At 65.3% G+C, this 12,859-nt stretch carries 11 protein-coding genes; 4 read left to right on the forward strand and 7 right to left on the reverse strand.

The window, feature by feature from the left end; genetic code table 11:
- The first annotated feature begins 38 nt into the window (after window positions 1-38).
- Complete coding sequence (gene groL / locus QTH90_RS15825) at window positions 39-1,691, forward strand: chaperonin GroEL (RefSeq protein WP_286369040.1); 1,653 nt, start codon at window positions 39-41, stop codon at window positions 1,689-1,691.
- 108 nt (window positions 1,692-1,799) lie between these two features.
- On the forward strand, window positions 1,800-2,546 hold the full coding sequence (gene msrA / locus QTH90_RS15830; RefSeq protein WP_286665521.1) for a peptide-methionine (S)-S-oxide reductase MsrA: 747 nt from the start codon (window positions 1,800-1,802) through the stop codon (window positions 2,544-2,546).
- Between the two features lie 30 nt (window positions 2,547-2,576).
- Here the strand turns inward: msrA and QTH90_RS15835 are convergent, their stop codons facing one another.
- From QTH90_RS15835 to tal, 3 genes are all read right to left on the reverse strand, one after another.
- Window positions 2,577-2,927, reverse strand: coding sequence for a DUF805 domain-containing protein (locus tag QTH90_RS15835; RefSeq protein ID WP_286665522.1), 351 nt, complete (start codon window positions 2,925-2,927; stop codon window positions 2,577-2,579).
- Window positions 2,928-3,004: 77 nt separating this feature from the next.
- On the reverse strand, window positions 3,005-4,561 hold the full coding sequence (gene pgi / locus QTH90_RS15840; protein ID WP_286665523.1) for a glucose-6-phosphate isomerase: 1,557 nt from the start codon (window positions 4,559-4,561) through the stop codon (window positions 3,005-3,007).
- On the reverse strand, window positions 4,558-5,508 hold the full coding sequence (gene tal, locus QTH90_RS15845) for a transaldolase (RefSeq protein ID WP_286665524.1): 951 nt from the start codon (window positions 5,506-5,508) through the stop codon (window positions 4,558-4,560). The genes pgi and tal overlap by 4 nt, the downstream gene beginning before the upstream one ends.
- Window positions 5,509-5,620: 112 nt before the next feature.
- On the opposite strand from tal, the gene QTH90_RS15850 reads away from it, so the two are divergent.
- A complete protein-coding gene (locus QTH90_RS15850; protein ID WP_286665525.1) occupies window positions 5,621-6,289 on the forward strand; it encodes a lipocalin family protein in 669 nt (222 codons plus the stop codon).
- Here the strand turns inward: QTH90_RS15850 and QTH90_RS15855 are convergent.
- From QTH90_RS15855 to QTH90_RS15870, 4 genes are read right to left on the reverse strand one after another with little or no spacing between them, the layout of a single operon-like run.
- Window positions 6,235-6,897, reverse strand: a complete 663-nt coding sequence (locus QTH90_RS15855) for an HAD family hydrolase (RefSeq protein WP_286665526.1) — start codon at window positions 6,895-6,897, stop codon at window positions 6,235-6,237. The genes QTH90_RS15850 and QTH90_RS15855 overlap by 55 nt on opposite strands.
- A complete protein-coding gene (locus tag QTH90_RS15860) occupies window positions 6,894-7,940 on the reverse strand; it encodes an ABC transporter ATP-binding protein (RefSeq protein WP_286665527.1) in 1,047 nt (348 codons plus the stop codon). The genes QTH90_RS15855 and QTH90_RS15860 overlap by 4 nt, the downstream gene beginning before the upstream one ends.
- Window positions 7,941-7,954: 14 nt before the next feature.
- On the reverse strand, window positions 7,955-10,186 hold the full coding sequence (locus tag QTH90_RS15865; RefSeq protein ID WP_444814729.1) for an ABC transporter permease: 2,232 nt from the start codon (window positions 10,184-10,186) through the stop codon (window positions 7,955-7,957).
- A gap of 1 nt (window position 10,187) precedes the next feature.
- Window positions 10,188-11,207: an ABC transporter substrate-binding protein gene (locus QTH90_RS15870; protein ID WP_286665528.1), complete on the reverse strand. Its 1,020-nt coding sequence runs from the start codon at window positions 11,205-11,207 to the stop codon at window positions 10,188-10,190.
- 170 nt (window positions 11,208-11,377) lie between these two features.
- Here QTH90_RS15870 and zwf point away from each other — a divergent pair, with 170 nt between their 5' ends.
- Window positions 11,378-12,847 (forward strand): glucose-6-phosphate dehydrogenase, encoded by a 1,470-nt coding sequence (gene zwf, locus QTH90_RS15875; protein ID WP_286665529.1) that lies wholly within the window; start codon window positions 11,378-11,380, stop codon window positions 12,845-12,847.
- Window positions 12,848-12,859 lie beyond the last annotated feature (12 nt).

Below are 12,859 nucleotides of genomic sequence, written 5' to 3' on the forward strand. Positions count from 1 at the left end.
GTCCATCCCCCCATCCAACTGAATCTCGGAGAAAACTCATGGCAGCAAAAGACGTAGTCTTCGGCGGCGAAGCCCGCGCGCGCATGGTCGAAGGCGTGAACATCCTCGCCAACGCCGTCAAGGTAACCCTGGGCCCCAAGGGCCGCAACGTGGTGCTCGAGCGCTCCTTCGGCGCCCCCACCGTGACCAAGGACGGCGTGTCGGTCGCCAAGGAAATCGAACTCAAGGACAAGCTCCAGAACATGGGCGCCCAGCTCGTGAAAGAAGTGGCCTCCAAGACTTCGGACAACGCCGGCGACGGCACCACCACCGCGACCGTGCTGGCACAAGCCATCGTTCGCGAAGGTTTCAAGCTGGTGGCTGCCGGCATGAACCCGATGGACCTGAAGCGCGGCATCGACAAGGCGGTCACCGCCCTGGTCGCCGAGCTGAAGAAGGCTTCCAAGGCCACCACCACCTCGAAGGAAATCGCACAAGTCGGCTCGATCTCGGCCAACAGCGACGAAACCATCGGCAAGCTCATCGCTGACGCGATGGACAAGGTCGGCAAGGAAGGCGTGATCACCGTGGAAGACGGCAAGTCGCTCGACAGCGAACTCGACGTCGTCGAAGGCATGCAGTTCGACCGCGGCTACCTGTCGCCCTACTTCATCAACAACCCGGAAAAGCAAAGCGCGATCCTGGACAACCCGTTCGTGCTGCTGTTCGACAAGAAGATCAGCAACATCCGCGACCTGCTGCCCACGCTGGAGCAAGTGGCGAAAGCCGGCCGTCCGCTGCTGATCATTGCCGAGGAAGTCGAAGGCGAAGCCCTCGCGACCCTGGTCGTGAACACGATCCGCGGCATCCTGAAGGTCGTGGCCGTCAAGGCACCTGGCTTCGGCGACCGCCGCAAGGCCATGCTGGAAGACATCGCCATCCTGACGGGCGGCAAGGTCATCGCTGAAGAAGTGGGCCTGACGCTCGAGAAGGTGACGCTGGCCGACCTGGGCCAGGCCAAGCGCATCGAAGTGGGCAAGGAAAACACCATCATCATCGACGGCTCCGGCGCTGCTGGCGACATCGAAGCCCGCGTGAAGCAAGTGCGCGTGCAGATCGAAGAAGCGACCAGCGACTACGACCGCGAAAAGCTGCAAGAACGCGTGGCCAAGCTGGCCGGCGGCGTGGCAGTGATCAAGGTTGGCGCTGCGACCGAAGTCGAAATGAAGGAAAAGAAGGCTCGCGTCGAAGACGCCCTGCACGCTACCCGCGCTGCAGTGGAAGAAGGCGTGGTTGCCGGTGGTGGCGTGGCCCTGCTGCGCGCCAAGCAAGCCGTGGGCGACAAGCTCAAGGGTGACAACGCTGACCAGGACGCCGGCATCAAGCTGGTGCTCAAGGCCATCGAAGCGCCCCTGCGCGAGATCGTCAACAACGCCGGTGGCGAAGCCTCGGTGGTCGTGAACGCTGTGTTGGCCGGCAAGGGCAACTACGGCTTCAACGCCGCCAACGACACCTACGGCGACATGCTCGAACTGGGCATCCTGGACCCGACCAAGGTGACCCGCACCGCACTGCAGAACGCCGCTTCGGTGTCCTCGCTGCTGCTCACGACCGAAGCCATGGTCGCTGACGCACCGAAGGAAGAAGCCGGCGCCGGCGGCGGCATGCCCGACATGGGCGGCATGGGTGGCATGGGCGGCATGGGCATGTAATTCACGCCCGGCTTCCAGCCAACAAGAAAACCCCGCAGCTCGCGCTGCGGGGTTTTTTCGTTTTGGGGGAAAAGCGCCACACTCGGAGGACATGAGGAGCCAGCCGGAATGAAATCACCCAACCATTCGAATCCCAGTCAATCCGCTACCGCCCTGCCACGTCGACCGGTGCTGGCGGCACTCGCCGCGCTGGCGGGACTGGGGCTGTGGCGAGCGACGCCGTCGATGGCGGCCGAGCGCGCGGTGGTCATCCCCCCGCCCAAGGACGACCAGGCCGCAGCCGGTGGCGCGACGTCCGAGACGGCCGTGCTCGCGGGCGGCTGCTTCTGGGGTGTGCAGGGCGTGTTCCAGCATGTCAAGGGCGTGAGCAGCGCGGTATCGGGCTATGCCGGCGGGGATGCCGCCTCCGCCAACTACGACGCGGTCGGGCTGGGCAACACGGGCCACGCCGAATCGGTCCGCATCACCTACGACCCCCGGCAGATCAGCTTCGGACGGCTGCTGCAGATCTATTTTTCGGTCGCCCACAATCCGACCGAGCTGAACCGGCAGGGACCGGACACCGGCACCCAGTACCGCTCGACGATCTTTCCGGCCAATGCCGAGCAGACGCGCATCGCCAGGAGCTACATCGCGCAACTCGACAAGGCCAAGGTGTTCGGCAAGCCGATCGCGACCACCATCGAGCCGCTGAAGGCCTTCTATCCGGCGGAGGGCTACCACCAGGATTTCATGACGCGCAACCCGGACCATCCGTACATTGCTTTCAACGACCTGCCGAAGGTCGACAACCTGAAGCGCGTGTTTCCCGAAACCTATCGCGTGAAGCCGGTGCTGGTGGGCTCCGGCGCCTGAGCGGCGCTGAAGCGAATCGCAGCAGCAGGATCAGGCGCCGGCCGGCACCGGCGCGGGTGGCGGCCCGTACTCATTGGACTCGGGCTGGCTGGGCTGCACCGTGAAATAGAGGAGCACCAGGCCCCCGATCACAGGGATCAGCCCGAGCAGCAGCCACCAGCCGCTCTTGCCGATGTCATGCAGCCGGCGTGCGCCGGCCGCCAGCAGTGGCAGCAGGAAGACCAGCACCACGATGAAGTAGATGTATTCGTGAATGAAGCCGGTCACGAACGCCAGGATGATGTACGCCAGGATGAACCACCAGTACTCGGGCCGCGATGCGCGACCCGAAAAGTCCACGTACTTGCGAAAGCAGGTCTGAACGGCCTGTTGAAAGTTCATGTGCAAACTCCTCTTGTTGATTCCCACGGGAAAACCCCGCGGCCATCATATAGAGCAGTTCGCCGGCCCCGAACGCTTCAGGCGTGCTGCCGCAAACGTTCGAGCAGGCCGGCGGTCGACGCATCGAGACCCTGAGCATTGCCCGAGGCAAGCCGCGGCTCGATGTCCTTGGCGAGCACCTTGCCGAGTTCGACCCCCCACTGGTCGAAGCTGTTGATGCCCCAGAGCGAGCCGCTGGTGAACACGCGGTGCTCGTAGAGCGCCAGGAAGGCGCCGAGCGACTCGGGCGTCAGCTTCTCCATCACGAAGAAGGTGCTGGGCCTGTTGCCGGGGAAGTTCCGGTGGCCGCCTTCGTCGCGCTGGCCGAGCATCAGCGCCTGAGCCTGCGCGAGCGCGTTGGCCAGCAGCTTGGGGTGATGGCCTTCGAGGTCGTGCGCAGCATCGCGCACCGCGATGAACTCCAGCGGGATCACGTCCGTGCCCTGATGCAGCATCTGGAAATAGGCGTGCTGGCCGTTGGTGCCCGGTTCGCCCCAGAGCACGGGCGAGGTCCCGAAGGTCAGCATCTTGCCGGCCATGTCGACCTGTTTGCCGTTGCTTTCCATTTCGAGCTGCTGCAGGTAGGCGGGCAGGCGCTTGAGCGCGCTGTGGTACGGGGCGATGCCCCGGCTGGTGAAGCGGTGGAAGTTGCGATACCAGACATCGAGCAGGCCCAGACGCACGGGCAGGTTCTGCTCGAGCGGCGCCGTGCGGAAGTGCTCGTCCATCGCATGCGCGCCGGCGAGCAATGCACGAAAGCCATCCGCGCCGATCGCCAGCGCAATCGGCAGGCCGATCGCCGACCACAGCGAATAGCGTCCGCCGACCCAGTCCCAGAATCCGAAGGTCGTCTCGATGCCGAAGGCGCGGGCTGCCTCGACGTTGGTCGTGAGCGCAGCGAAATGACGGGCGATGTCCACGCTGCCGGACTGCTCGAACCAGCGCTTGGCCGATTGCGCGTTCGCCATCGTCTCGGCCGTGGTGAAGGTCTTCGACGCGATCAGGAACAACGTGTGCTCGGGTGCCAGGCCCCGCAGGACGCCCGCCAGTTCATGTCCGTCGACGTTCGAGACGAAGTGGAACCGCTTGCCGGGCGCCACGTACTGGTCGAGCGCCAGCACCGCCATCTGCGGCCCCAGATCGGACCCGCCGATGCCGATGTTGACCACGTCGGTGATCGTGTGGTCGGCGCGCACTTCCTCTGCAAACGCAAGCATCGCGGTCAGCGTGGACTGCACGTCGCCGAAAGCAGCGGCGAGGTCTCCGGCGACGGGCGCCGAAGCCGGCCGCCTGAGGAGCGTATGCAGCACTGCCCGGTCCTCGGTCGCGTTGATGTGCTCGCCCGCGAACATCGCGTCCCGATGCGCCTCCAGGCCCGATTCGCGGGCGACGGCCAGCAGGAGTTCCTCGGTCCGTGAATCGAACAGATTCTTCGAAAGATCGGCAAAAAGATGCGGCGCCGATTGGCTCAAGGCGCCGAAACGCTTCGGATCGGCAACAAAGGCCTTTCGCACATCGAAGCCAAGGCCGACCCTGTCGTAGTGCAACTGGAGTTCGGCCCACGCGGCCGTTCGATCGCAGCGCGTTCTCGTCATGTGGCCTCCATCAGCTTTTCGAGCTTCACCGCGTCGGCCGCGAATGCGCGAATGCCTTCGGCGAGCTTTTCGGTGGCCATCGCATCCTCGTTCAGGGCGAAGCGGAATGCAGGCTCATCGAGCGTCACCTTCGGGATGTCGAGACGCCTCGCCGCCTCGGCGTCCAGGGCATGGCTCAGGGGCGCGTCGCTCGCGGCCAGCTCGCCCAGCAACTCGGGGCTGATGGTCAGCAGGTCGCAGCCGGCGAGCGCGGCGATCTGCCCGACATTGCGGAAGCTCGCGCCCATGACCTCTGTAGCGATGCCGTGCTTCTTGTAGTAATCGAAGATCTGGCGCACCGACTTCACGCCCGGATCGTTGGCGCCGGCCTTGTCCGCTTCGTTCCAGTGGCTGCCGGCAGATTTCTTGTACCAGTCGTAGATGCGCCCGACGAAGGGCGAGATCAGCTGCACCCCGGCCGCGCCGCAAGCGACTGCCTGCGCAAAGGAGAACAGCAGCGTGAGATTGCAATGGATGCCTTTTTTCTCGAGCTGCCGCGCCGCCTCGATGCCTTCCCAGGTGGAGGCGATCTTGATCAGCAGTCGCTTCTCGATATCGACGCCCTCTGCACGATAGAGCCCCACGATCCGCTCCGCCCGGGCGATGGTCGCTTCCGGGTCGAAACTCAGCCGCGCGTCGACCTCGGTCGAAACCCGGCCCGGGATGATCGAAAGGATCTCGGTGCCGAAGCGCACCAGCAGTCGATCGATGACCTCGTCGATGGGCTGGCCGTTGTGCTTCCTGACCGCTTCGTCCAGCAGCGGCCGGTATTCCGGCTTTTGCACGGCTTTCAGGATCAGCGACGGATTGGTCGTCGCGTCCTGGGGCTTGAACTGGGCCAGTTGGCGGAAATCACCGGTGTCGGCCACTACGGTGGTCCATTGACGGAGGGCATCGAGTTGGTTCATGCGGCCATTATCCCGCCGCAAAACTACAGCCCGTGTGGTCCCTGGCTGACGCGACATGGCGTGGCTGGTAACTAATCTTGCTGTTTGCTTGTATGCCCTCCGGAGAAACGCCATGCCCTCTCGCACTCCCAGCGCCCCGCCCACCGTTGTCTTCGACGACCGTGCGCACAGCGCATCGATCGGCACGCTCGCTGCGGCTTTCTGCGTCGGCGGCGCGTTGACCCTGCTGGCACTGACGAGCGCCCGCACCGCACGCGCGGCCAACCTCGCCGGTCCCGCCGACGGAGCACCGCTGATGCGTGCCCCGCTCCAGGTCGTGGCGCCGGTGGACCTGAAGCGCTATGCCGGCGTGTGGCACGAACAGGCGCGCCTTCCCAACCGCTTCCAGAAGCAATGCACCGGACCGGTGACCGCTGAATACACCCTGCTGGACGACGGCAGCGTGGAAGTGCGCAACCGTTGCATCCTCGAAAACGGAAGCTTCGACGAATCCGTGGGCTCGGCCAGGGTGGTGCCCGTCGCCGGACAGCCCGGCGCGGGCCGGCTCGAAGTGCGTTTTGCGCCCGAATGGCTGAGCTGGCTGCCGCTGGTATGGGGCGACTACTGGATCCTCAAGCTCGACCGCGACTACCAGGTCGCCCTGGTCGGTACGCCGAACCGGCAATACCTGTGGGTGCTGTCGCGCGCACCCCGGCTCGACGAGGCAGCCCTGCAGGCGGAACTCGACTACGCCCGCACGCTGGGCTTCGATGTCGACAAGGTCGAGCTGACCGGCAGGTAAGCAGCCAACTGCGCGGGCACGGCGCTCGGCCGCTCGCAGTGGATCGCGTGCCAGCCGAATTCGCGCGCCGCCACGACATTGGCGAGCGAATCGTCGATGAACACGGTCTCCGCGCCGTTGAGCCCATAGCGCTCGGCGAGCATCTCGTAGATCCTGCGCTGCGGCTTGATCACCTGCACGTCGCCCGAGAAGATGCCGCCGTCGAACCATCGGAAGAAGGCGTGGCGATACTCCAGCACGCGCGCATACGGCGAAGGCATGTTGGACAGGTAGTAGAGGCGCAAGTCTTCCCCCGCATCGCGGCGCGTGCGCAGCGATGCCAGGAGATCCACCGTGACGGCGATCGGCTCGAGCCGTTCGCCCATCGGCGCCAGCACGTCGCTGAGCCGGTCAGCCGGCAGCGCGAGGCGAAGCGCCATGCGGCCGATGGCATCGTCGAGGCTGTGCGTACCACGGTCGAATCCGAGCCAGTCCTCGTGATGGAACATCTGGCTGGCCAGCGTATGGGCGGCCTCGGCCGTTGGCGCGTGAGGCTCGAAATTCGCTTGCACCAGTGCCACGGGCTCCCAGGTCAGGAGAACGGCACCCAGATCGAAAACAACATTCATAAGGCGGCAGGCACGATGGAAACGCCGTGGCTCGTGAGAGAAAGGTGGGTCTCCGCACCGGCCATCAACGGATGGGCGAGATCGGTGGACACGACGAACACCGAACCGAGTGCGGTGTCGAAAGCGTACTCGTAAAAATTACCGAGGAAAGCGGCCTTGCGCAAGATCGCCGGCAGGCCGACCGCCGCGCCGATGTACCAGGCCTCCGGCCGCACCGCGACCTTGACGATGCCGGGCGCGATCGGGTAGCCGGGTGTCAGCATCAGCGGCCCCATCTGCACCCGGCCGTCGGGCTGGGCCAGCGCCGGGAACACCATTGCTTCACCCATGAAGCCGGCGACGAATTCGCTTTCGGGATGACCGTAGAGCTGCTCGGGCGTGCCTCGCTGCGCGATGACGCCATGGTCCATCACGATGATCTCGTCGCTGACCGCGAGCGCTTCGCTCTGGTCGTGCGTGACGTAGGCGACGGTGAGCTGGAGCCTTCTCTGCAGGTTGCGGATTTCCTCGCGCATCTCGCGGCGCAGCCTTGCATCGAGGTTGGAAAGCGGCTCGTCGAAGAGCAGCACCGCGGGCTCCAGCACCAGCGCGCGTGCGAGTGCCACCCGCTGCTGCTGGCCGCCCGACAGTTCGCTCGGCAGGCGCTCGTCGAAGCCGACCAGCCCCACGCCCTTGAGCGCGTCCCGCGCCCGCGCCGTCGCCTCGTTCTTGCGCACGCCGCTCATTCGCAAGCCGTAACTCACGTTCTCGATCACGTTCATGTGCGGGAACAGCGCATAGCTCTGGAACATCATGCTCACGTTGCGCTCGGCCGGCCCCAGCGTCGTGACGTTGCGGCCGCCCATGAGGATCGAGCCCGAGGTCGGCGACTCCAGCCCGGCAATCATGCGCAGGATAGTGGTCTTGCCGCAGCCCGAGGGGCCGAGGATGGTGGTCAGCGTGCCCGCCGGCACCTCGAAGCTGACCCCCTTGACCGCCAGAGGCGCGCGCGCGTCCTTGCCGTAGCGCTTGGTGATGTTGCGAAGTTCGATGCCGTTGCTCATGGGCTTTTCCGTCATCAATGCACCGGGGCGGCGAAGGCCTGGATGCCGACCTTGCGGCGTCCCAGCTTGCGTTCGCCGACGAGGAGTTGCACGAGCGCGATCGCGACCGACATGAGGATCATCAGCACCGTGCAGTAGGCGAGCGCGAGGCCATAGTCTCCGTTGCCGACGCGGCCGATGATGTAGGTCGTGGCCAGTTCGTTTTCGGCCGTGACCAGGAAGATCACGGCGCTGACCGTCGTCATGGCGCGCACGAAACTGTAGACCAGTGCCGCCACCAGGGCTGGCTTCAGCAGCGGCAGCACCACCTTGAAGAGCGTCTGCGACGTCGAGGCGCGCAGCATCAACGATGCCTCGTCGAGCGAGCGGTCGAGTTGCTTGAATGCCGCCGTCCCCGCGCGTACGCCCACCGGCAGGTTCCGGAAGATGAAGCACAGCACGATGATCAGGCCCGTGCCCGTGAGTTCGAGCGGCGGCACGTTGAACGCCAGGATGTAGCTCACGCCGAGCACCGTGCCGGGAATCGCGAAGGCAAGCAATGCCGCGAACTCGAACGCGCCCTGCCCCTTGAATTCATTGCGCGCCAGCAGCCAGGCGATCAACAGGCCGAAGCCCGCCGTCAGCGGCGCCGAGATGCCGGCGAGCTTGACGGTCGTGATCAGCGAATTCCACGCCGTACCCGCCCACACCAGACCGAACTGCCCCCATTCGAGCGCAAAGGCATTCCTGAAATGATTGAGCGTGAAGGTGTAGTCGCGCCCCCAGGTCTGCACGAAGCCGCCCGCGAAGGCGAAGAGATAGACGACCACGGTGAACGCGATCCACGGCAGCGCAATGCAGTAGGTGGTGCGGCGCACGCCGTCGGGCAGAGCCATGGGGATGCCCGCGTCGCCCTTCCCTGTCACCGTCGTGAAGCTCTGCTTGCCGAGCACCCAGCGCTGGATCGCGAAAACGCCGAGCGCGAAGATCGTCAGCACCCAGGCCAGCGATGCGGCGCGGCCCTGGTCGTACTGCGCACCGACGATCGCAAAGAAGATGTCCGTCGACAGCACGGAGAACTGGCCGCCCACGACGATCGGGTTGCCGAAGTCCGCAATGCTCTCGATGAAGCCGACAAGGAACGCATTGGCGAGCCCTGGCTTGAGCAGGGGCAGCGTGATGGTGAAGAAGGTGCGGCGACGGTCGGCACGCAGCATCTGCGCGGCCTCTTCCAGGCTCGGCGACACGCCCTGCACGACGCCCCGCATGATCATGAAGGCGATCGGCGTGAAGGCGAACAGTTGCGCGACCAGCACGCCCGGCATGCCGTAGAACCAGCGCGTGGGTTCGATGCCGAAGCTGCTTTCGAGGAACTGGTTGACCACGCCGGCCCGGCCGAACAACAGGATCAGGCCAAGCCCGACGACGAAGGGCGGCGTGATGATGGGCAGCAGCGCCAGCACGCGCAACGGCCCCTGCCAGCGCCTGCTGCCGCGTTCGGCCATCAGCGCCATCAGCGTGCCGAGGAAGGTGGTTCCCGCGGCGGTCAGCAGCGCCAACGCGAGGGTGTTCCAGGCCACGCCGCACCGAACGCCGCCCGTGAGACACCCCAGTCCCCAGATGCGCTCCATGCCGAGGCGAGCGGTGAAGGCCGTCAGCGACCATGCCCCATCCTCATTGATGAAAGCGCCCGCGAGCGCCTTGCTCACGGGGTAGGCGATGAACAGGGCCATCAGCACGCCGCATGCGATCACCGCGCCGGACACGAAGAGGTCGCCCTTGAAGAAGCCGAGCCGCGCCAGCCCGAAGGCTGTCAGCAGCACCAGCGACGCAAGAGCGATGGCTCCACCCGCGCCGATACCGAACTGGTTGACCGGCAGTTCACCGAGGTAGCCGTTGAGAAGGCCAAAGCTCCAGCCCTTCGCGCCGATGAGGAAGCCGCTGAGCGCCAGTCCCACGCACCCCACCGCGCCACCGACAAGCAACAGCCGGCCTTGTGCACGGCCGGCACGCAGAAAGCCGCCGATGGCGCACAACGCCAGTCCGATCAACCCGATGTAGAGCCAGCTTCGCCCTTGCAGCGCAGCCTGCATCACGCCGTTCGCGCCCTCGCCTCCACTGAGGACTTGCGGAAGCACTTCGTACCAGGAGGTGTCCTGGATCGCATACCAGGGGAGCGCGACATAGCCGAACACGCCGGCTGCGATGCACAGCCAGATCGGCGCATTGGCGCTGCGGCGCCGTGGGGATGCGGAAGGCGCGGACACGCTAGCGGGGCAGCGAGTTGACGTCCTTCTCCCAGCGCGCGATCAGGCGCCGGCGCTCTGCACTCGCGCCGTACTTGGCGTAGTCGTAGTTGATCATCTTGATCTTCTTGAAGTCCGGCACGTTCGGGTCCACCGGCGTCGCCTTGTTCGAAGGCAGTTGGTACTGCTTGGCCGCGGCCCCGAAGGTCTGCGCCTGCGGCGTGAGCGCCCATTCGTAGAACTTCTTCGCTTGCTCGAGGTTGCGCGCACCCTTGACGATGCTCATGGAACCGATCTCGGCGCCCGTGCCTTCCGAAGGCGTCGTGGTCTCGACCGGGAAGCCTTGCATCCTTTCCTGCGGCGCGTCGTGTACGAAGCTGATCGACACGGCCGTCTCGCCACGCGCGACCGCCTTGATCGGGCCGGTGCCGGAGCGCGTGTACTGGCCGACGTTGCGATGCAGGCCCTTGAGGTACTCGAAGGCCTTGTCCTCGCCCATCAGCTGCACCAGCGTCGCGATCATCGTGTAGGCCGTGCCGCTCGACGCCGGGTTCGCCACCTGGATGTCGCCCTTGTATTCGGCCTTCAGAAGATCGGCCCAACTGCGCGGCACGCCGAGCTTCTTCTTCTGGATGAGTTCAGTGTTGTAGGCGAAGCCCAGCGGCCCCGAGTAGATGCCGACCGTCTTGTAGCCCGATTGCTGGGCCTGCTGCTGGGCCCACGGATAGAGCTGGGGCAGGGTCGGCGACTTGTATTCGAGCGTGAGGCCCGACTCGGCCGCCTGCAGGTGCGGATCGCCGGTGCCGCCGAACCAGACGTCGGTCTTGGGGTTGTCCTTTTCTGCGATCAGTTGCGCAAGTGCCTCACCCGAGCCCTTGAGCGCCATGTTGAGCTTGACGCCCGTGGTGCGTGCGTACACCGTCGAGATCATGTTGCACCAGTCGGCCTGGACCGAACAGATGACGTTGACAGTCTGGGCCGAAGCGCCGGCAGACATGCCGACCCACGCAGCCATCACCGTCATGCTGAAAATCTTCTTCATCCAGGACCTTTCCAAATAATGAGGTCCTCCCTTTTTCTTGACACGAAGCACGTGTAGCTTGGCCGCAAGTTTCAGCCAGCTTAGCCCGGAGGCGCGGCTCTCCAGATCGGTACAAGTACCATTCGCTGGCAAGCTTCATGCTCGCTCCTCACAACCATACGGATGTATCCATGAGTTTCGACCTCGTCCTCTTTGGCGGTACCGGTGATCTCGCATGGCGGAAGCTGATGCCCGCCCTGTTCCAGGCGTTCCGGCACGGCAGCCTGCCCGAAGGCGGGCGCATCATCGGCGTGGCTCGCGATGAACTTTCCGACGACGCCTATCGCGAGCTGATCCAGTCGCGCTTCGAGGCGGTCGAGGGCGCCAAACGGCCGACGCCGGAAGAGTTCAAGAAGTTCGCGTCGCTGCTGTACTTTCTGCGCATGGATCTGTCGCAGCCGGGCGACTATGAAAAACTCGCCCAGGTGCTGAAGGCGCGCGATGCCAGCACGGTGGTGATGTACCTGGCCACGGCGCCGGCGCTCTTCACGCAGGTCGTCGAGCAGATCGCGAAGGCCGGCCTCAACGGGCCGCAGACGCGCGTCGTGCTCGAGAAGCCGCTGGGCCACGACCTGGCCTCGAACCGGGCGATCAACAAGGCCGTGTGCCAGGTCCTCGCGGAGCACCAGGTGTTTCGCATCGACCACTACCTCGGCAAGCCATCGGTGCAGAACCTGTTCGCGATGCGCTTCGGCAATGCGCTCTTCGAACCGATCTGGCGCCGTGAGCACATCGCGAACATCCAGATCACCATCGCCGAGGACCTGGGCGTGGAGAAGCGCGGTGCCTTCTACGACCAGACCGGCGCCCTGCGCGACATGGTGCAGAACCATGCGCTGCAACTGGTCTGCGCGCTCGGGATGGAGCCGCCGATCAATGCGCACGCCGATGCCATTCGCGACGAAAAGCTCAAGGTGCTACGCGCCCTGAAGCCCTGGACGGCCGAATCCATCGGGCTGCATGCGATCCGCGGGCAGTACACCTCAGGCACGGCGTACGGCCAGCGCGTGCAAGGCTACCGCGACGAGCCCGGCGTGGACCCGGAAAGCCGCACCGAAACTTTCGTGGCACTGCGCACCGAGATCGCCAACTGGCGATGGGCCGGCGTGCCGCTCTACATCCGCACCGGCAAGCGCCTTGCGTCGCGCGATGCGCGCATCGAAGTGAACTTCAAGCCGACACCGCATGCGATCTTCCGGGCGCCTGCGAACGCGGTCAACAAGCTGGTGATCAACCTCCAGCCCAAGGACGGCCTGGAACTGCACATGCTCGCGCAGGCGCAGGGCGACCGCCAGCGCAACGGCAATCGCCGCGCCGGTCCGCAATTGGCGCCGGTGCAGCTAGACCTCGATTTCGACAAGCGATTCGGCTCGGAACGCGTGGGCGCTTACGAGCGCCTGCTGCTCGATGTGATCGATGGCCGCCTCAACCTGTTCGTGCGCAGCGACGAGCAGGAAGAGGCATGGCGATGGGTCGAGCCGCTCATCGACAGCTGGAACTCCGATGGCGCCCCGCGACCCTATGCGGCAGGCACGTGGGGGCCTAGCGCGTCGAGCGCGATGATCGCCCGCGACGGCTACGCCTGGGGCGAGGAACAGTAGCCCGGAGGGGCT

Origin of the sequence: Variovorax flavidus (assembly GCF_030317145.1) — a bacterium.
Lineage (GTDB): Bacteria > Pseudomonadota > Gammaproteobacteria > Burkholderiales > Burkholderiaceae_C > Variovorax > Variovorax flavidus.